Source organism: Pseudomonas sp. FJ2-5-13 (genome assembly GCF_029201605.1).
Classification (GTDB): Bacteria; Pseudomonadota; Gammaproteobacteria; order Pseudomonadales; family Pseudomonadaceae; genus Aquipseudomonas; species Aquipseudomonas lactis.
In genome coordinates this window covers 3129235-3149667 of sequence record NZ_CP104045.1, presented here as the reverse complement: position 1 = coordinate 3149667, position 20433 = coordinate 3129235, and the positions used below count along the sequence as shown (strand labels likewise).

Here is a 20433-nt window from a genome sequence, read left to right as displayed (position 1 = left end):
GAGCCCCAACGGTTTACCCGGTGCTTACGCTTTTATGTCAATCTGCAAATCGCCGACAGTGTCATCTCTACCCGATATTCTCACTGAGGTGTCACGGGTAGCGCCCGCTTTACGGCCCCCACTGTGGGCGATATCCGATTTTTGATAGACGCCAATACCGATGCCACCGGTTAACTCCGCGATACCATAAACACCCTCGGCGGTATTCATATGCGAGCGGCCTACCAACACCACGGATTTTCCGCCGAGTTCATTTTTCATTATCTGCCTGGCACCGTAATAGTTCACTTCCTCAAGACGTTGCTTGGACAATGCCAGATACTCGGGGGAATTTTTATCAAGTTTACTCAGGCCTTCGAAATAGCCAGGCGTATCGGAGTGCCTTGTCAAAAACTTGTGCTCAAGCGGCAGTAATTCGATTGCATATTTTTCGGCTTCTGTTATCAGTTCCTCATAGATTTTTTCACCCCCGGGTCGTCGCTTCAGAGCGTGTCGGAACGAACGATCGTCTAGCAGGCCATACGGGTCGAGTGTCGTACCTTCCAGGTAAATGGCGCTGACGCCCTTTTCATGGAATGTTTTCATTCCGTCGCGTAGTGCAATCAGGCCTGCAACTTCAGTGTGATCTTCTCCCAGCACCAGTACATCGGTATTTTCCAACGCCTTTTCAAATGTCTGGTTGGGCGTCAGTGCATCCTCGATATCAGGCACTGTTGCAGCGCGCGGCCTCTCGCCCTTGGCCGCGTCTTGTAAATAACCGTTTTTCTCCAATACGAACTTTTCCCGTGTCTGTTTAATTCTATTGGGTGTGAAATGATCCAGGACCAGATAACCGTTCGTACTGCGGCTCGTCGCGTATTCGTCCTCGGGTAGCGGCACTCTCTTGACGGCCTTGGAGGGGCGAGACGCCCTGCTTAGTGGGTTATGACGTACACCATTGCGGCTGCTCGTAGTCGTATCATGCAGGTTAGGCGAGGGCGGCATCAGTAGATCCGCCGGGGAAAACTCCCTGGCCGCGCCGTAGGGCTTTTGTGTCATCGCATCGTAGGCATACCATTTGCCGTTGTGCTTGATGGCCGAACCTTGCACCTGTTGCTCACCGACTTTGAACAAGCCCGTCGCCGCAGCTTCATAGCGCTTGCTCGCTTTAACCAGCTCACCGCCTGTGGCCATGCCGCGCATTCGTTGAACACCCGTGCGGGCGGCGCTTGCACCTTCCATCAGTACTTTGCCCGCGCCTAACGCCACGTCACCTAGCCCACCCAGCGGGTTGAATGCGCTGAAGGCGGTCGCCCCAATGATTCGGCCGCTGCGGGCGACTTTGGCGACCGCATTGCCGGTTTTGCCGGCGGCTTTTGCCAACTTTCCGACCATGGCCACGCCCGCAGTGAGGAAGCCGAACAAATCGAACGCCAAGTCTATGGCTCCGTCCTTTATGTTGCCGTTGCGAAAATTGGCAATGGCCGATCTGAGGGGGATAAGATCCAGCAAAAATTCGCCTATCGTGGTGAGAGTGTCACGCTGTTGTTCCCTGGCCGTTCTGCCTTCGGCCAGGCGCCTGACGGCGTCACTGTCGATCCCCAGCCCCTTCACGACCGTTTCTGCCACCTCCTGAATTCGATGGTTTTGGAAGTGGTTCTGATTACTGCCGTGATACAGCGGTTTCTCTTGCTCGAAAGAGGTATTGGCTGGATTAGGAGAATACTCCTCGACCCTGATGACTTCGTCCGAGAAAGTGACGGGTTTGTGGTCGGCTGGGTGTGATCCAGTTTTTTGAATGGTGCCTTTCTCGGTGTCAAACAAGTACGACTGCTTTTTCCCATTGAGCTCGGTTTGCACTCGAATCGTGGCGCTCGAATGGAACAGATTTTCACCGACAAATGGAATGTAAGAGACCCTGTAGGAATTTTCTTTGAAGAACCGGATTTTGCCGTAGTTAAGTTGGGTTCGGTCCTCCAGAGGCAAGTGCGTGATAGCGTTCATCACCAGATCTTTCTTGATGTCTTTGTAAAGGTTGGTGACCTCGGTGAATTTTTTGTTGAACTCGCTCACAACGTTATATTGAGCTTTATCACGAGTGAGCGCGACAAAGTCGTCAAATGTTTGCTTGCTGATTGTGGCGCCATCCGTGCGTTGCCAATACTCATCGAGTTTCATCCCCTCCATGGTGAGGTCCAGCAGCGAATGGGCGGGGCCGAATCGAGGGCCGATGGATTCAGGCCCGTAGTTGATGCGCAGGCATTTCTGTTCAAAGTCGATATCATCGCCGAATTTCTCTTTGAGCAGAGCCAATGCCATTGCCCTTCGATTGGGCATCGGTGTTTCAAGCCGTTCGGACATGACTTTCAAAGCATCCAGTTGCCGGTTGAACACGGTACGGGCGTATTCGATGTTCTCTTGGGTGTAATCCCCACTTGGGTCGACATGGGTAATTTGATTGGCGACGGCCCAGTCCATCAGCACCGCTTTCTGTACCGCTTCGCTGGCCGGTGGTGTGTCTTCGGCAGCCAGCATGACTTCACCGAAACTCATCGACGCAACCTTGCCAGGCGTTTGTGCTTCGATGCGGGCGACTGCCAGGCACAGATTCGCCCACGCCATGCTGCCGACAGTGACGGTGGCAGGAATATCTTTGACCAAGAACTGAGGGGCGACACGTCCCAACAGCAAGCGTGCGCCCAATGCAGCTGTCTGCGTGGATGTCTTGCCGTTGGTACTCAGGTGCTCCGCCAGGGCGCTGATAATGTCTGAGGGCGGCTTGTTCCAGAATGTATCGGCAGCGAGATCGAAGCCTGCGACACGGCTTCGGCTGGGGTGGTCGATGGACTCGTGATCGAGCCCCAAATGGATCGCCGCCAATACGTAATCGTTGATACTGCTGTGGGTGGCTATGCCATTGATCTTGTTTTGGATCGCTTCGCCCAAGGCCTTGTAACGGGGCGAGCCGAGCAGTTTTTCCAGCGCTTTCGCGGGCTCTTGCATGTCGGTTGGCGACAACGATACAGCGCTGGCCAGGTAGTCCAATGCGCCCCAGCTGGGATTTTGCAACGGCAAGCCCTCCAGGCCGGCGCTGTTGCATGCGACCACGTTGAACAGTTCGCGTTGGTTTTCAACACTCAGGGGCAGTGGCCATGACAGGGCGCCTGCGAAATTGCCCAAGGGGTGCTGCTGCGCTCGAACGTTCGCGGTTTGCGCCAAGGCCAGTAGGTCGTCGAGGGTCTTGGGCAATGGCAAGCCGTTTTCAGTGAGGAACGCTTCAACGCTTACGGGCATGCCAGGTGCGCGTATATAGGATTGGTAATGGCCGGAGTCTGGCGCAATATTCATCGGCGTTTTTTTCAACATGGCCGATACGTCCCGCGCTGTGGGTTTTTCCGGCAATGTCTGGACGGACTCGTTGAGTGTTTGAGCCAGGTATTGCCAGTTTTTCTGGTTCCCAAGGCTTTGGTCCAGCGCCTGGCGAGCGTCCTGATTGTGTGATCGGCTGTCCAGCCATTGCGTGCGCGTCAACAAGGCGTTATCGCCGTCGAAATGCCATCCGAGGTCGGCGGCTTCATGCAGGCCTCTCTCAGTCAATAGGTGTCGCCAGGGGTCTACTAATATCGGTTCTTGGCTTTGCGAGTCATATAGCGCTTGTAGTTCGTTGCTCACCTGTTGTCGCTGGCGCTCCAACAACTGCGGTACACCTGCTGCAATCACGTCAACCTTCACCGGGGAGAGGTTCTGGCTCAGATGAGTTTGCCAGTCATCTTTCAAGCTCTGCTGAACCTCTATAGGCAGGCTCTGTAGTAATTGCTGCGCGGCATCGGGGTCGTCGTTGATGCGTTGACGCAGTGCCGCAAGTGCCTTGGCGGGGCTGTCGAATGTTTCGTAACCATCGCGGGGCGTGTAGAGCACGGTCAGCCCTTGCTGTTGGCCAGGCAGCAAGGTCCGGTCAGTGTTCGCACTATTGAATGGGCGTGTCGCTGACGACCCATCGCTGCTGGTGATCAGGAAGGCACCCGCCAACAGGCTGCCGGCCGGGCGTGGCACCTCGAGCTTGAGCGGGTAGACGCCAGGCCGTTCTCCATCTTTCATCGCGCGTTCCCGAGCCTCCAGGCTCGGGTATTCGAATGCCTTGTCGATCAAAGATTTGGCTGCGGGCGTCAATGCACCGTCTTCCACTCCCAAGGCCGCCAGAGTGGAGAGCATCTCTCGGTGGATAGCCAGCAACTCGTTTTGGGGGGACTCAGGGTTGGGTTCGCCCGTGCGTGGCTCGGTCCAGAATCGGGCAAGGCTCAGGGGCAGTTGTTTTTCGATGGTTTGTGCAATTGAAAGCAGGGTGTCGCGAGTCTGCAATTGCTGGGTGCTTTCGCTTGGCGAATCGCTGCGGTAAAAGCCGACTTCCATGCCGACGGTACTGGTCGAGGGCTGAACGTCGGGAGATGTCTTGAGCTGGCGCAACGCCTTGAATAGCGCTTCGGTGATGCCTTCCACCGAGACCAACGTGCGCTGGCCCTGCTCATCGGTGTGATAGCGGTGTACATACAGCGACGAGACGTCCACGGGAGGCGTAATGCCTAAACTGCGGGCGAGTTGCTGCTCGATAACGCTGCTGAGCGTCGGCTGGCGTAACAGCAGTGCCTGAATGTCCTGGTTGAGGGCCTGGTATTGATTGAGCAACAGACGTTGATCAGTTATTTGCAGGCCCTTGATCAGGTCAGAGCGAATCGCGCTGGCCGGCGCGATAGCCTCTACCTCAGGAGCAGAAGGTGTTTGGGCCGAGGGTGAGATTTGTGGGGGGTGACAAGCCTGGGTGGTTTCTTCGACGCAGACGTCTCGGCGCAGGCGAGGGTGGGCGATACCTGTAAGCAAGTGAGTTATTCCGATTGCATTGGCCCAGGCGTCCTGATGGTAATTCGAGGGATGATTCTTCCTTAGTTGGGCCTCGGATAATTGGGGTGAAAGCGTCGGAAGGTTCCGAGCAGGCCCGCTGAAATGTTATTTACGAATATGTACCGCCCGTGGCGGCAATGCTGGGCTGCCCAGCTTGCCGCACGCACTGTCTACGCAGGGTCAGGTAAATTTGATGGAGGGGATCAGCGCCGTTCGTAACCGCGGCCGCCGTCATCGTGGTGATCATGCCAACCACCGCCGCGCGGGAAGAAGAAGCAGCCGCTGATGCTCAGCATGATCAGAAGGGGAACTAGCAGCACGAGTCGTCGAAGCATTTAATGATCCTCAAGGGAGCCTTACAGAGTCAGTCAGGCGCCGGACAAGCCAAAACTATTGATCGCCTGTAACATAAGACCCCGCCGACCCCGTGCCATCCCCAGAATTGGGTAGGTGCTTGGCATGCGCGGCGATACACAGTGGATACATTCTCAGGTTCAGGAACTTGTCATGACCCAAAAGCAACGCTTGAAATACTCGCTTCTGATTGCCCTGGCGGTACTGGGCGCGATGTTTGGCCTGTCTTATCTGCAGAACACAGGTGTGATCAGCGAAAAAACCTTCCAGTACCTGGCGATCGCGATTGCCGTGGTCGTCGTGGTGATCAACGGCATCATGCGCCGCAAGGTCAAGCCTAACTTCTGACGGGCGTCAGTCAGGCACGGCTTTCAAGGACCTTGGCAGCCTCTTCATGGAGGCTGTAGCTCTTGTCAGCGTTGAGGGTGATCACGCCCTCGCTGCACAGACGCTTGAGCACCTCGCGCACGCTGAGAAACGACAACGGAATGCCCAGCTCCAGCAAGTGGCTGTGCACGCCGCGGACCCCGAGGGTGCGCTGGTTGTCGGCGGCGGTGAGGAGGGCGTCGATGACCTTCAGCCGGATCAGGCTGGTGCGCAAACCGAAACACTTGAGCAAATGGCGGATGCGCTGGTTGCCCTGCTGTTCGGGCGCGTTGCCGAACGCCTGTGTGCCTTTGCCAAAGTGAGTATCTGTGGCCTTTGAATGTCCATCCGTGGGCACTTGAGGGTTATACATGCAAAAACTCCTTTTCAGAGCCTGATCAGGAAAAAGATGGTGCTCTTGAGTAATAAGACGAACGAGTGACGCAAATCATGAAACGACGGATGTAGAAAATATGTCGGTATCGGGTTTGTCACTTTTCAGGCGCTGACGATATACAGCCGTGTGCGGCTAAATTATTCCGGTCGATGTGCGTTCTTACGGTGGGGTAACCATCCCTTGTGAGGGTGTTCAATTTGACTGTGGAGTCGGCGTGATTATTTCCAACGGGTTGTCCAGAGTGGGCGTGGCAGGGCTGTTGCTGGGGCTGAGCCTGGCCGCATCGGCACGGGAACAAATGACGCAGGCGTCGGCGGATATCCGCCGTACCAGTTATGGCGTGCCGCATATTCGCGCCGTTGATGAGCGTGGCCTGGGGGTGGGTATGGGGTACGCCTATGCCCAGGACAACCTGTGCCTGTTGGCCAATGAGGTGACCACGGTCAATGGCCAGCGCGCCAGGTTTTTGGGGCCGGACCAAGCGACCCTGGAGGAGCGCAACAACCTCGCCAGCGACGTGTTCTTCAACTGGCTGAATACACCCGAGGCCGTGGCGGCCTTCTGGAAAGCCCAGACGCCAGCGATGCAGCAGCGCATCGAAGGGTACGTGGCTGGCTACAATCGTTATCTAAAGGAGCAGGGCGCCCCCGCGCAGTGCCAGGCCGCTTGGGTACGGCCCTTGGTGAAGGAAGACCTGGTCAAGTTGACCCGTAGGCTATTGGTTGAAGGGGGCGTCGGCCAATTCGCCGAAGCCTTGGTCGGGGCAGCACCACCCCAGGCTAGCGCAGGTGTTCAACCCAGCGCCAAAGCCTTTGCAGTGGCCGCAGCCAACCAGCAACGCTTCACCCTGGACCGAGGCAGCAATGCCGTTGCCGTGGGCCGTGACCGCTCCTTCAATGGCCGTGGCATGCTGCTGGCCAACCCGCATTTCCCTTGGGTGGGCGGCATGCGTTTTTACCAGATGCACCTGACCATCCCTGGCCAGTTGGATGTGATGGGCGCCGCACTGCCAGGGTTGCCCGTGGTGAACATCGGCTTCAACCAGCATGTGGCGTGGACCCATACCGTGGACACGTCCAAACATTTCACCCTGTACCGACTGACCCTCGACCCCAAGGACGCCACCCGTTACCTGCTGGACGGCAAGTCCATCCCCCTGGATAAAACGGCGGTAACGGTACAGGTCAAGCAAGCCGACGGCAGCCTCAAGGCCGTGACCCACACCGTCTACAGCTCGCAGTTCGGCCCCGTGGTGCAATGGCCCGGCAAGCTCGACTGGGACAGCCGCTACGCCTTCAGCCTGCGCGACGCCAACCTGGGCAACGACCGGGTGCTGCAACAGTGGTACGCCATGAACCGCGCCGGCAGCCTCAAGGAATTGCAAACCTCGGTGCACACCCTGCAAGGCATCCCCTGGGTCAACACCCTGGCCGCCGATGACCAGGGCCAAAGCCTGTACATGAACCTGTCGGTGGTGCCCAACGTCAGTGCCGCCAAGCTGGCAAAATGCAGCGACCCACGGGCCGGCCTGCAAATGATCGTGCTCGACGGCACCCACAGCGCCTGCGCCTGGGACATCGACCCACGCGCGGCCCAGTCCGGTATCTTCCCGGCCGACCAGTTGCCACAGCTGCAACGCACCGACTACGTGCAGCACTCCAATGATTCTGCCTGGATGGCCAACCCCAAGGCGCCCCTGAGCGGCTTCTCGCCGGTGATCAGCCAGGACAACATCGGCCTCGGCCCGCGCGCGCGCTTCGCGCTCCAGCGCCTGCAAGCCCTTGAGAAGCAGCCGATCAGCGTCACCGACCTGCAAAATATGGTCATGGACAACGAGGTGTACCTGGCAGGCCAAGTCATGCCCGATCTGCTGACGTTCTGCGCCAAACACCTCGGGGCCGACGCCGCTGCACTGCAACCACTTTGCACCAGCCTGAAAAACTGGGACCAGCGCGCCAACCTCGACAGCGGCGTGGGCCTGGTGCACTTCATCAACCTGGTGCAGCACCTGCAGCAAATCCCTGACGCCTGGCGCGTGGCCTTCGACCCGGCCCATCCCCTGACCACCCCTAGCGGCCTCGCCATCGACCGCGCCCCGGTCGCCAAGGCCCTGCGCGCAGCCATGCTGGCCTCCAGCGCTGAGGTCAGCAAACTGGGGCAGACCCGCTGGGGCGATATCCAAGTCTCCGGCCAAACCCCCATCCACGGCGGCCCGCAAGAACTGGGCATCTACAACGCCATGCAAACCGTGCCCCGCGCCGACGGCAAACGCGAAGTCGTCAGCGGCACCAGCTACCTGCAAATCGTCACCTTCGACGACAAAGGCCCCAACGCAGTCGGCGTACTCGCTTTCTCCGAGTCCAGCAACCCGGCGTCCGCCTACTCAAAGGACCAGACCCAAGCCTTCTCCGAGAAAAAACTGCGCCCATTGCCCTTCACCGAGGCCCAGATCAAGGCCGACCCGCACTACCAAATCCACACGGTGAAGGAGTAGGGCAGACGCGCAACCCATTGATGCCAAGGCAGAATATTTTTTGAAATCAAGGGGTTGCAGGCCTAGGCAAATGAGTACATAATGGCGCCCATCGAACGCAATGAAGCATTAAAAACTTCAATGTATTCAATGAGTTAGAGTAGAGGCAAGCTTCCCATAGCCCACTCAAGTTTGTATGCGGTGAATGTCAGCAACAAGGGCATTGATCGTTTGAGGCCGAGTAGCAAAATGGTTATGCAGCGGATTGCAAATCCGCCTACGCCGGTTCGATTCCGACCTCGGCCTCCACTCTTAAAGCCCCGTAGATCAATGGTCTACGGGGTTTTTTATTGCCTGCGATTTAGGATCACTTCCGCAATATTTCCTACCCCTTCCGCAACTAGGCTTTCTTTGTCTGTTATGGCTGGCAGCTTTCCGTTGCCGGTTTATTGGTTGGCATGCGCGCAGAAAGACCTTTGCTACGATCGGTTGCTGGTGGATGGACATGAAAAGCATTATTCACTGATGTTAAAGCGGCTTTCCTGCGTAGCCCTGAGCGCTCATCAGGTTGACGAATCAAAATCCTCACTCATCCCCGTGGACAGCCGGTCTGAAAGTTGTGATTATCCAGCCATGCCGAAACATTAAAATACAAATTTGGATGAGCTTGAGGATAGGTTGTGGCAGGGAACAGAAAGGTCGTGAGCTTTTTTTTAGCGTCTCCAGGAGATTTAATTCCTGAGCGTAAGGTTGCAAAAAAAGTCGTAGATGAATTAAACGCTATGTTTTCACTAAAGCTAAACGTTCATATTGAGCTAGTTGGATGGGAGGACACGGTATCTAGCGCAGGAAGACCTCAAGAAATCATTAATCGTGACTTAGATCGGTGTGATGTCTTTATCGGACTAGTCTGGAAACGATGGGGAAGCGCTCCAGATAATGAAAGTAAATATCAATCGGGTTTTGAGGAAGAGTTTACGATAGCTACAGCCGGTCATGCAGAAAAAAGAAAACCTTTAATAAGTCTATTCTTCAAAAAAGTTGATGCGCCAGCAATGAGTGATCCTGGCGAGCAATTGCAAAGAGTTATAAAGTTCCGAAAAGGAATAATTGCGAATAAGTCATTGTTGTTTCAAGACTTCGAAAGTCTAGAAGATTTTGAAAGTCTAATTCGAAAATGTATTTCAAATTATGTTTTTGAGTATATAGAGTTAAATGATAATCACCTTCAGGCAACACACACACCTGAGGCTGGTGCGGGACATAGTGAAGGCGAAACAAATCAAGAAAATTTTGATCGAGCCCCTATTAGAGGGCAGAGTGCGAACTTTATCCAATCTATCCTGAGGCGTAACGGAGACTCTTCTAATAATGCACGATTGGAACCATTTGAGGTTGCCCGGTTAAGATTGATTTCAATTGGGTTGGGTGACGGACAAAATGACAGTGTTTACCTAGGGCCGCATGATAGTAATTTAATTTACAAAAACAAGAATGGTTGCGTTTTTGATAATCATGAATTGCTTGGCTTGCTTCAATGTGGAACTAAAAGTTTACAATACCAAAATTCTCCTTTGTGGTACTGGCTGAAGCATCCTAAAAGTGAACTATATCATTTGGCATTCTTGACGCTGACGATAAATGAAGATGGTCATTCTATCGTAACGTCAATTCTGGATGTGATGACACTAACGGAAACTGAGATTAAGGAAGATGAATATCTAAAGAAAAAAAATTATCTTAATATATGGTTTTCTGAAAAAAGGAACTCCTCAGTAAAGAACGCTGCCTTACGTTATCTTTGTGTTATGGGGGGCGTGCAGGATTTAGATGTCATACATGACGAGATTGTTAAAAGTGACTCTCAGACTATTGCGATGGCACATGAGGCTTACATAACTATCAAGCTACGTGTTGGCGTTGGTTCTGCTTTGCAGGCAATTAAAGACCTACAGCCAGCTACGTTAAGTGAAGAGCTTGTTGGTCAAGTGTTTTTGAACCATAGTCATATTTCGTCTGAAGAGCTATACGAAGCTATGGGAAACAGAAATAAATTCGTTAGAGAACGATCAATTGAGTTGCTTATATTAAGAGAGCTTCTAACCTCTCCGCTTGTGGAAACTGTTCAGCAAGATCCTGAGCCTATTGTGAGAGGGCTTGCAGTTAAGTGTTTGCTAAAGCAGGGTGCGAGCTTAAGCGAAGATGAAGCGAAAGCGATAATTATGAAGGATCGATCTAAGTCCACCACTGAAGAAGATGGTGTTTGGGAAAAGTATCAGCCGATGGTTCTTGCTACTATTGACAGCGATGAGCTTGAAAGAAAGTCGGTTAGAAGTTTACCTCTGATTCCTGATTCTTATATTGAGCTTTGCCGAAGAAATATTGATGCGTGGCGACCTGAATTAACGAATAATTTATTTGATAAATTTGAACGGTTTTACGCTGAAAAAATTGTTTCTTGGGGAGATGTTGCGAATGGTACTTCGGGCGACTTTATTAAGCAATTCGAATCAATAAAAGTTATCATCATGGAGCGTCTGGTTCGCAAAACTCTTACGGTGATAGTCGAGAAGAAATCTAAGAAGGATATAGCGGTTGTGCGCTTTGCCCTTTCTGATTCAACTGTAATTCCCAAGGTCCAAGATCTTGAGTACTTGTTCTTGTTTGGAGAGTGGCAAGACATTCCACTCGTGATGGAGCTTGTTGATAGGTTTAGATTCTCTGAAAGTAAAACTCTTCTGGGGGGGTATGGGATACCCCGTGAGGCACAAGCCTTAGCTGTTCAAATTATATTGAAGCTCGGAAAGAATAGACTAGCAGATGTATTAAATATGGAGTGTCCTGTGAGGCTTAAGCGACATTTAATTTGTTCTATTAAGGATAAGGAATTTGTCAGTATTGGTAACGACACGATCCTAGGCGTGCTTCAGGATGTTGATGAGGAGGTTCGTAAGAATTGTTCACTAAAGTGTGCTAAAACATATTCAAAGGGCCGGTTATCATTGCTTCTCGAAATGTATAACGAGGAGGAGCAGTCGTTTTATAATGTTATTCATTGGCTTGATTTTGGATTATATGCTTCGAGAGAGCAAATCAGAAACGTATGCAAGAAGACGTTCATAGTGTAGCTTTTTTAATATCAAAAATACATTTGGTGCTAGCGTCCTTCATTGAGCGGGTCAATGAAGGCATACTATAGGTTGTTTAAATGCTAGATTATTTAGTGGGTCGAACTATTTCTCCAACTCTCCGATACACTTTCTTGGTCATCTCTTCGCTTGAGTGACCAAGTAAGCGGCTTGCATGCGTGAGCTCGATTTCGCTTGCGGCTTTAGGGCGAATGTCTTTGAACTGAAACTGGCGAATTAGTACGGCCAAGGCTGAGTCGCCCTCGGCGCCGGCCTTGATAGCGGCTTTTTCTCGGGCTTCGTCCCAGCGGTTGCGCAACATCTGCTGGCTCATCCGTAGGCCACCGGTGTTGGTGATCAGGCGGGACGTTTTGATTCCGCTGAGCGACCTACGTTTTTGTAGGTCGTCGATGAAGGTGCTCAGTCCAGATTGCACGCCATCTTCCTCAAGTCGGAGGCGCAGTTTCTTCGACGATTTTCCTTGTTTCACCGTCAAGAACCCAGCGTTCAAATCGGTGGTGGCAACCTTGAGCACGTCGGCTGGGCGCTGACCAGTCAAATAGGCCAGGTCCATCGCGTCCTTGAGTTCCTGAACGGCTTCTGCATACACCGCGTTCCACACGATATCGCCGGCGTAATAGTCCCGCGGGGTTTCCTTGTTTCGACGTACACCGAAGCAAGGGTTCGCATTGCTGGTCAGGCCCCACTCGCGTGCGATGGTGAACATGCGTGACAGCAGTGCTATTTCCCTGTTGGCCCGGACCTTTGCGGTCCGGGCGTCCCTATATTGCGCCACCACCTGGGGTGTAATCGAATCAATAGGGGCTTGCTCAAACGCTTTTCTGAGTTGCTTGAGTTCTTTCATATTGTCGGATTGAGTGCGCACCCCCTTGGTCGGGATGATCTCTTTCACGTATCTGTCGAATAAAAATCCCAGCAAGTGGCTGGGCTTAGGCGGGGCTCGTCGTTCCAGCCTTGCCCATTCCACTTTGGCCTGGTCGAGGTCACCACCTAAGGGAATTTCTTTGCGTTTGCCGTCGGCGTCCCTGCCGTTGTAGTAGTACCCGACCCAGGTGGTGCCGTTCTTGCGTGGTTGGCATCGGCGGATCATGCGCGGGGGCAAATCCCGGTTGGCTGTGCTTTTCTGGCGCAGAAACTTTATTTGGCCGCTGGTGTGGCGGCAGCATTTGAGTGCAAGACAACTCTCAAGGCGTCTCACATTTCTGACGCTATAAAAAAATGTGCCGAGATCAAAAGCTTCTATCATAGCCGTATCGGGACGCCATATAAAGAACTACATTCCCCTATAGTGTATGGGCTATTAGCGCACTCCCACTCTTGGAAAAAAGAAAATTCGACGCCAGAAGAGAATATCCGGGAGAAACTATATGATTCGGATGCTGCGTCTGTACACCATCCAAGGCAACAACTAGACATATTATGCGTCGCTGATCTCGCAACGTGGACGTCGTCAACAATGACATTCATTGGCCCTCACCAGATTCCTGACTGGGCATCGATGATTCAGATTTACGGCGAAAATGGCTCTGCAACGAGCGCATATGTAGGCCATGCATACTCACATGAGCAGCAGGTCGAACAATTCACCCCTATGGGTGCTCTCATCTCATATATTTCCCAAAAGCTGGCGTGGGAAGATCCCACATTTCGAGATCTGGCTGACTACTACCGAATAACTAACATAGCTGGATCTGGAGATGGGCATATGAGAAACTGGCCTGCTTCCATATATTCTGATGAGATTCGCTCTCGTGTAGAGAGGGGTATGCTATCAAGCGGTCAGTCATGGGATGAATGGAGTATGATCTTTCCATAAGATGGCTAACGCCTGATTCAAAAAGTCCACTATACTCTTTGGAACTGCGTTCTATAGCGTCTTAATTAAACGTTATAAGCCACTTTAGTTCTGGAGGCAAATCGAAATTATAAAGGCCATATTAATAGTTGCAGGTGCAATTTCGGCGCATATCGTGGCTAATCGCATGCAGACTCCAGGCCTGCGAAGAGCTTTAGGTGCAGATAAATTCAATTACAGAACTAAATAATTTCATAGCTAAATCAGTCGGGGAGCTAACTGATATATCTAATCTCACTGCTGGAAAAGCAGAAATGATAGGAAGGCATACAGTCGCTGTAACAAGTGATGATCCGGATTTGTGCTAGTAATATTTATATTATAATAAAAAGTTAAAGTAGAGCAGAAAGTTGTAGACCTAGATGCGTAGCTTTTTTAAGTTTGAATGGTTTATAATTAGTGATTCAAGTCGCTCGCTGGGACGGGCTGAAGTTCCAATATCCCGTTACACGTGTACAGCGGGCCCGGCCCAGGATACAGTCACGGTGCGAGCAAACCACACCACCGATGCGCAAAGCCTATCGAGATTGCTCTGCTGCTTGAGACGTGTTTAAACAGTCCCTGATTTCCTAGACATACCTGACTGGCTGCTTTTGGGCGAAAACAGCTATTCACTAGATTTCATGTTGTCCATCATTAGGTTTGCTTGAGCCAAGCTTGATTCCTCGTATTTGTGGATTTCAGCTTTTGGCCTTAGGTGGGGTGACTCCTCAATATCCAGAGCGGTACTACTGCCCATGATTACCTCTCGGCCGGTAGACCTGGAGCAGCGCGTGAGTGGAGACATAGTCAGCAGGTTAAGTTGACAAACTCAGAGGCTGGATGATCTTTAATGAGCCAACGAGCCATTTCTCCGAATTGCCCAATATCTTCTGAAAAAATATGCGCTGTGCGTGGACTAATACTAGGTGAGCCAGTTAACGGACCCGGATACTTAATAATTTCATTTCGGAATGCGTAATCCCAGTTAGCGACGGCGGCCAAGCGAAGGGAAAGATCAGTATTCTTAACCAGATCCCACATCAATCGCTGATTCACAACTGTCATTCGCTCACCCATTATCACTCCACGAACGCATTCAATAGGGATGTCCATAGTCATTATTCGGTTTCCGTTCTCATCTTTTGCTACCTCGGTACAACTCGATAGTGGTCTTGCGATTCTAATCTCTCTCTCGTACGACCAGACATTTGGCTTAATGCATAAATCTGCGACAGGAAACGGTTGTTCTAGAAAATCGGATAAGTCATAAACTGGGCGATTTTTTCTATAAGTTATTGAGATCTTTCCCTCGAAGAACGGATGTGTTTCATCAAACTCAATGATTGCTCCGCGATATTCATCTCCATAGTGCCCCCACATAAGAAGGCTCTCTGGGTTTTTGCTCAAGCAGAGCAGCCCAATAACGTCATTCAGGGATTTCACAATATTTCGCGCTTGAAAGTCACCTTTATAACGATCCTCCTCCTTGATTCCATTTCGGAGTATTCCTTTTCTGCGTGACCCAACACAACCCACAGACAGAGAGTGTTGAGTCTGCTCAGTAATCGTCTTTGGAGTAATGAACTGAGGCAGTAATTCGAACGGATCGTTGAACGCCCCTGGCTGAGTAAATCGTATGCTTCCGTTTAGAATTTTTACGGCGGTCTTGGCTGTTACGTATTTATAGAGTGGCATAGTCTAATGATTCCATTCAATTATCATTTTCACCGTGGAGCTAATATTCCACGGAAGCGGAGCGGAATTCTCACTGATTTTGAATCGAAGCAAATTTCGTTGGGAAAAGCTCGTTGGAGATTACCATTGCCATTTCCACGTAAAATATCATGGCGAGCTCGGCAACAACTCTAGGTTCTTCGGCACCGGGTCTTTTGTCTCGATAATATTCAATTGGTTTGGAAAGGTGTTTTTTTGGTGGGTTGAAAGTTGTACCTCTATTAGTTACGGGTAGAAGCGGTCTATCATAATGCGACCACGACAAATGTATGCTGCCTATTCCTGGGGTCGCTTTAAGGTTGGGATTCCAATCTTTTATTACGTCAGAAATAGAGTGTTCAGATACGTTTCTAGCTTGTGATATGTATTTTAGTAGAGGATCTTCTTTCCTTATTTTTTCATATTTGGATTTTAATTTTGGCCACTTCTTCTCGTTTTTACATCTTGCTAATATTTTGTTCCATGCTCGATCAATCGATTGCAGAAAATCTCGCCAGGCCATGTCGTATTGATGAAAGCTGCCGACACCCACGCTAATCATTTTTTTATATGCATTTGTAGCGTTTATTAGTTCAGCGAAAGCTGATATAAGGCCAAGGTCATATTTTTTTAGCTCATCAATGGTGATGTTGTATAAATCAAAATTTACTTTATTCACGCTAATGGTCTTCCTTGGTAGATAGTTCGAGACTAGCAAAATGCCATGATTCGGTCCAGCGTAGGGTGTCATGCACCATCTGATTTTAGGATTTTATATTGGTAGTCATCAGGCCTGCCTGAGGCGACCGTGAACTCTGGGCATAGCGGCGGGATAGTAACGATGTGATTGCTTGGAAATTGCTACAAGGGCGGAGTTTCGACGCCTCATGATCAAACTAGCCGGGGCAGTTTCAAATCACTACGTACACTCCATCATCGAACGGATCGTTCCTGTGGAACATCAAGCGCCGAGCATGGGGCAAAATGGGGCAAACCGGGCGCCAATCTATGCCATCCAATGCCAATCATGCATTTATGCAACCGTCTGAATGCGCCCATCACAGCCAACACCTACGGGGCCTATCTCCCAAAATCCACTACATACCCCTACACAATCGGGGTATGGTGCGCCGGTGAGCTTTTAATGGCTCGTTCAACCCAAAACGACGGTCGTTAAAATATCAGCGGATCATGGCGAACTGACGGGTTGAGATGGAGCAGCAGCGGCTCCGGCTGCTGCATCGGCCGCAGCATGGGCCGCCGCGGCCGCAGCCGGAGCCGTCGAATCCATGACAGCTTTATGAATCTCAGGAGATCGTCCAGTAAGTATTTGTGCTGCTTTTGCTTCTGCCGCTGCCTTCGCTGCAGGCTTAGCGGTAGCCTCAGCTGCGACTTTCGCAGCTGCTTGTATCTGCATGAGACTCAGAGAGTCACCCACTACCGCCGCCGCATTCTGGGCAGTCTCTGTTGCTGTAGCGGCTGCAGAGGAAGCCGCTGCCAAAGCGGCAGCGTCCGCCACTTGTCCCCGCAACTTCTCAATGGTTGTTATTTCATTTGGAGTAGCAGTTGCTGCGATCGGAACGTCAGTTGCTAGTAAAGCTGCCGACTTAGCTGCCGTTTTGGCTTTTTCCCCTGCCTCTGCTTTCGTCTCCTCTGGATTGATGGTCGCCGATGGGTTTTCTTTCGGCTTGCCTGCACCCGCTTGAATTTCATTGAGCGCCTGAATGACAGCAACGTCCGCCCGTCCTATTGCCATCTTGCAGTCGTACGCCATGTCGATCGCGGCGAAAACCTGCATTGTAGGATCCTTTTTCTCCCTCGATATTTGATCTCTTGCAGCTGCCCCAGAATTGCCAATTTCAGCTCTGCGTCTCGCGTTGACCGCATTGGAGAAGTTGGTATTGAGTGCGGTTTGGAGAGCATTGGCAGATCCAGAAAGGCCTGACCATGCGGTTTTAGCTCCACCCCCGGCTAGGGGAGAGAAAACAGCTCCAGCAAGCGTACCGATACCGCCGATGGCAAAGGAAGATGAGTTAACGAAGTCCCCTCCATCTTCATAGCTTCTCGATAATTTATGGCAGTATGCTCGAGCTAGCGTGTATGCCTGTAGTGCATCTTTAGTGGTGCAGGTGCCATCCGCAGTCGCCGCATAGCAAGGCAGGTTGTCAGCGTTCCAAGGGAAATCTGGCTCCTTCGTGAACATGGCGCACCCACTGACTAAGATCAGGATGCACGCAGGAAGTAGCATTCGCATTGTCTGATCTCTCAGTGGAAGCTAGAAGATGGCTCTTTGCTATTTATAGATAGTCGTCAGCCAGCCGAAATCAAGGAAGGGGTTAAAAAATAGTGTTACGAACAAACCGGGGCACCAACAGAGTTTCAGATAGGAGCGGCTCGGCCGGCGAGGGTAGATAGGCACCTATATCCATGATAGGTCACCCACAGCGTCAGCTCCATTGCAGGAAAAAGCTTCGTATTTTCTGGCCTTAAGCAGTAAGCAGAGACGCAAGAAGGGATTCGAAGCCCTATCCCAAACCGTTGACCGTAAGGGGGGCCGGGACGAGCCAGAGGGCTACCCGACTGGGCGAGGAAGCATAGAAAATCAATTCCGCAACGGAAATAGAACCTCCTGATTTTAGAGGGCTCCAGCGAGGCAAAAATGTTGGCGATGCGGAATTGATGCTATCATAACATATTGAAAATAAAGAGAATATTTGTGGATTGCAAATCCGCCTACGCCGGTTCGATTCCGACCTCGGCCTCCACTCTTAGAAACCCCGTAGATTAGCGTCTACGGGGTTTTTTATTGCCTGGGATTTAGCAATACCGCCACCGACCTCATTGCGTGAAACTGATCGAAGCAAATGATGTCCGATTGCTATCGGCCAAGGACGAGGTCCGCTAAGCGCGCATTGGGTCTACGCTCATTAAAGCCTCACGCGACCTCAACATGCCGTTTTAGCCGCGCGCTTATCCTGCCAGCGCAGAATAACGCCCGCACTCATCAAAGCTGACAGAGTGACCCATGAAACAAAAAATTCTTCTTGTAGCCGTGTGCGCTGCACTCATCCAAGGCTGTGCCGCCCCTTCCAAAAGCCATGAAGAATCACCTTCAATGCCTACTACCTCAGCCGCTGTAGCCCAGCCAACCTTATCTGCTTACGACTGGAACCTGGTCTCGGCAACGGACGCGTCGGGCAAGCCTCTTGTGGCGATGAACAAAGGCATCGAGCGCAAGTTGCGCGTTGCCTTCGGTGACAAGAATCTGAGCATCAGCGGTGGCTGCAATCGTCAGTTCGGCGGCTATCACTATCAGGACGGGGTTCTGAAGGTTCAGCCACTGGCCTCTACGTTGATGGCCTGTGACAAGAGCCTGATGGACCTTGACGCCCAGGTAGGGCGCCTGTTCAAGGGCGATCTGCGCGCGGTGATCACCGGCGACAACATGGCGCCGATGCTGCAACTGACGACAGCGGACGGCTCGCTGCTCAGGCTGCAAGGCGAGGCCACCCCGCAGACCCGCTACGGTAGCGAGGGTGAGGTCAAGTTTCTGGAAGTGGCGGCCAAGACGGTCAAGTGCAGCCACCCTTTGATCCCGAACTATCAATGCCTGCAAGTGCGCGAGCGTCGCTATGACGACGCGGGCCTGCAACTGGCGACCCAAGACACCTGGCATCCGCTGTACCAGCCTATCGAAGGCTTTGTGCATCATGACGGCGTGCGCACTGTGTTGCGGGTCAAGCAGTACGAATGGAAGAATCCGCCAGCGGATGCGCCTTCGACGGTTTACGTGTTGGATATGGTGGTCGAGCAGGACGCTTCTGGCAGCAAATAAGCTCGCGCAAACCCCGTAGATTAGCGTCTACGGGGTTTTTTATTGCCTGCGATTTACCCGTTTTTCGACAAGTGACACGTCTAGATCAAGGGTTATAGCCTGATCGGGGTTGTCACCTGAGGATTTGCCGACTACCCTGAAAATGTTTGAATTATTACAAACAATTTCGGTGTGGCTGTTTTTTCGGTCACACGGCTTCAGGACGAGGAACGAAAAATGTTTTCACATGAAGGTACTGCACTAGAACTGTTGGTCTTGGTTTTTGGCGTCACTGGGGTGTTGTTGGTCGCCTGGTTTATTCACCATCAATACGAGCTCAGGTCGCGCAAGCATGTAAAAAAACAACATGCCTCTGGCCAGCAGCGTGAAGCTCAAAGCCGCTAACCGTCCCTTCACCTGTGCCAGCCTTTACGGCTGGCCTCAGAATCCGGCTTTCAAAGGTCTGCAAGGTTTTCCCGAGCCCACTGCTCGGCAGTGGTGACCGGAATCGACTGTTGCTCGTTGAAGGTGGCCGCCTTAGGCCAGGCCACACCTTTGCCTTGTGCGAATACGGCACGGTACTTCTTGATGTGGTGTGTGGGGTCTTGCTCCAGTGCCTGCATGAGATAGTCAACCGTCCACACGTTGCGTTTGAACGGGCGATCCAGAACACGCTCCAGCATGCTCGCAACCTGCCCATACGTCACGGTGTCGCCGGCCAGGTAGACAATCTGATTGCGCAGGCGCGGTTCGAAGAACACGATTTGCGCTGTCAGCGTGCCGATGTCGTCTGGCGTGGTGAGCGTCACGCTGTTCTCCAGACTGCCCAGGGCGTTGACTGTGTTGTTGTCAAAGTCGACGACCTCGAACACCGGCTCGAACAGGAAGCTGGTGAACATGCCTGTCGAGATGATGACCCATTCAGTGTTGTCCTGGGCGCGCAGCAACTCGCGCACATCGAGTTGAGCATCGAACAGATCCTGGGGGCTGCCCCGGCCAATCACTTCGAAATCCACGCCGAACTGCCACGGGAAGTAGCGCTTCACGCCGGACTTGAGCGCGGCGGTCGCCAGCTTCATCGGGGTTTCTCGGCCCGCGACCATGCCCGCGCAGCCGATCACGGTATCGAAGCGTGCGAAGACCTTGGCAAGTTGATCGATTGAGTCGTTCACCAGGTCTGCGGCGACCATCTGAATGCCCAGGCCGCGCAGCTCATCGATCTCTACTTTTTTTTCGGGCACTTGCGTGTTGATGGTCGACTCCCTTAGCAACACGCTGAGGGTGGAGCCGGGCGCGCGTTTGGCCTCACGCGCCAGGTTGCGCAAAACCGGCAGGCCGAGCTCGCCGGCACCTAGAACAAGGATCGATTGAGAGGGAAGTGGGGTCATTTCAGGCATGATTTCTCCGCAGACCTGTTGGCGATAAGATGAGCCCATGCTGGCACGATTCGGCAGC

At 52.3% G+C, this 20433-nt stretch carries 13 protein-coding genes and 1 tRNA gene; 6 read left to right on the top strand and 8 right to left on the bottom strand.

Going from position 1 to position 20433, the window contains the following annotated elements:
- Positions 1-24: 24 nt before the first annotated feature.
- Both N2A98_RS13665 and N2A98_RS13660 read right to left on the bottom strand, forming a co-directional pair.
- Positions 25-4854: a hypothetical protein gene (locus N2A98_RS13665; RefSeq protein WP_275622122.1), complete on the bottom strand. Its 4830-nt coding sequence runs from the start codon at positions 4852-4854 to the stop codon at positions 25-27.
- A 224-nt stretch (positions 4855-5078) separates the two neighbouring features.
- Positions 5079-5210 carry a hypothetical protein gene (locus N2A98_RS13660; RefSeq protein ID WP_256557817.1) on the bottom strand — a complete coding sequence of 44 codons (132 nt, stop codon included), beginning with the start codon at positions 5208-5210 and terminating at the stop codon, positions 5079-5081.
- Positions 5211-5382: 172 nt separating this feature from the next.
- Here N2A98_RS13660 and N2A98_RS13655 point away from each other — a divergent pair, with 172 nt between their 5' ends.
- Complete coding sequence (locus N2A98_RS13655) at positions 5383-5577, top strand: hypothetical protein (protein ID WP_014718591.1); 195 nt, start codon at positions 5383-5385, stop codon at positions 5575-5577.
- Positions 5578-5587: 10 nt separating this feature from the next.
- Here the strand turns inward: N2A98_RS13655 and N2A98_RS13650 are convergent, their stop codons facing one another.
- Positions 5588-5968 (bottom strand): hypothetical protein, encoded by a 381-nt coding sequence (locus tag N2A98_RS13650; protein ID WP_003191568.1) that lies wholly within the window; start codon positions 5966-5968, stop codon positions 5588-5590.
- Between the two features lie 238 nt (positions 5969-6206).
- Between N2A98_RS13650 and N2A98_RS13645 the strand changes: the two genes are divergently transcribed.
- From N2A98_RS13645 to N2A98_RS13635, 3 genes are all read left to right on the top strand, one after another.
- A complete protein-coding gene (locus N2A98_RS13645; RefSeq protein WP_275622121.1) occupies positions 6207-8486 on the top strand; it encodes an acylase in 2280 nt (759 codons plus the stop codon).
- Between the two features lie 214 nt (positions 8487-8700).
- Positions 8701-8774 (top strand) — tRNA-Cys (locus N2A98_RS13640).
- Between the two features lie 392 nt (positions 8775-9166).
- A complete protein-coding gene (locus N2A98_RS13635) occupies positions 9167-11593 on the top strand; it encodes a DUF4062 domain-containing protein (RefSeq protein WP_275622120.1) in 2427 nt (808 codons plus the stop codon).
- A gap of 88 nt (positions 11594-11681) precedes the next feature.
- Here N2A98_RS13635 and N2A98_RS13630 read toward each other — a convergent pair whose 3' ends face one another.
- The 4 genes from N2A98_RS13630 to N2A98_RS13615 form a co-directional block, all read right to left on the bottom strand.
- Positions 11682-12746: a tyrosine-type recombinase/integrase gene (locus N2A98_RS13630; RefSeq protein WP_275623611.1), complete on the bottom strand. Its 1065-nt coding sequence runs from the start codon at positions 12744-12746 to the stop codon at positions 11682-11684.
- A 1512-nt stretch (positions 12747-14258) separates the two neighbouring features.
- Complete coding sequence (locus tag N2A98_RS13625) at positions 14259-15146, bottom strand: DUF2971 domain-containing protein (RefSeq protein ID WP_275622119.1); 888 nt, start codon at positions 15144-15146, stop codon at positions 14259-14261.
- 70 nt (positions 15147-15216) lie between these two features.
- Positions 15217-15843, bottom strand: coding sequence for a hypothetical protein (locus N2A98_RS13620; protein ID WP_275622118.1), 627 nt, complete (start codon positions 15841-15843; stop codon positions 15217-15219).
- 510 nt (positions 15844-16353) lie between these two features.
- The gene (locus N2A98_RS13615; RefSeq protein ID WP_275622117.1) at positions 16354-17367 is read right to left on the bottom strand and encodes a hypothetical protein; all 1014 of its coding nucleotides are present in this window, start codon (positions 17365-17367) and stop codon (positions 16354-16356) included.
- Between the two features lie 912 nt (positions 17368-18279).
- Between N2A98_RS13615 and N2A98_RS13610 the strand changes: the two genes are divergently transcribed.
- Both N2A98_RS13610 and N2A98_RS13605 read left to right on the top strand, forming a co-directional pair.
- Positions 18280-18999, top strand: coding sequence for an META and DUF4377 domain-containing protein (locus tag N2A98_RS13610; RefSeq protein WP_275622116.1), 720 nt, complete (start codon positions 18280-18282; stop codon positions 18997-18999).
- A 216-nt stretch (positions 19000-19215) separates the two neighbouring features.
- Positions 19216-19383, top strand: coding sequence for a hypothetical protein (locus N2A98_RS13605; RefSeq protein WP_177327566.1), 168 nt, complete (start codon positions 19216-19218; stop codon positions 19381-19383).
- A 50-nt stretch (positions 19384-19433) separates the two neighbouring features.
- On the opposite strand, the gene N2A98_RS13600 is transcribed toward N2A98_RS13605, so the two are convergent.
- Complete coding sequence (locus tag N2A98_RS13600) at positions 19434-20375, bottom strand: aromatic alcohol reductase (RefSeq protein WP_275622115.1); 942 nt, start codon at positions 20373-20375, stop codon at positions 19434-19436.
- Positions 20376-20433 lie beyond the last annotated feature (58 nt).

Excerpts from the sequence above, each read along its gene's own strand:
- N2A98_RS13600 (WP_275622115.1), bottom strand. The coding sequence starts at position 20,375 with ATGCCTGAAATGACCCCACTTCCCTCTCAATCGATCCTTGTTCTAGGT.
- N2A98_RS13605 (WP_177327566.1), top strand. The coding sequence starts at position 19,216 with ATGTTTTCACATGAAGGTACTGCACTAGAACTGTTGGTCTTGGTTTTT.
- N2A98_RS13615 (WP_275622117.1), bottom strand. The coding sequence starts at position 17,367 with ATGTTCACGAAGGAGCCAGATTTCCCTTGGAACGCTGACAACCTGCCT.
- N2A98_RS13610 (WP_275622116.1), top strand. The coding sequence starts at position 18,280 with ATGCCTACTACCTCAGCCGCTGTAGCCCAGCCAACCTTATCTGCTTAC.
- N2A98_RS13650 (WP_003191568.1), bottom strand. The coding sequence starts at position 5,968 with ATGTATAACCCTCAAGTGCCCACGGATGGACATTCAAAGGCCACAGAT.
- N2A98_RS13625 (WP_275622119.1), bottom strand. The coding sequence starts at position 15,146 with ATGCCACTCTATAAATACGTAACAGCCAAGACCGCCGTAAAAATTCTA.
- N2A98_RS13655 (WP_014718591.1), top strand. The coding sequence starts at position 5,383 with ATGACCCAAAAGCAACGCTTGAAATACTCGCTTCTGATTGCCCTGGCG.
- N2A98_RS13660 (WP_256557817.1), bottom strand. The coding sequence starts at position 5,210 with ATGCTTCGACGACTCGTGCTGCTAGTTCCCCTTCTGATCATGCTGAGC.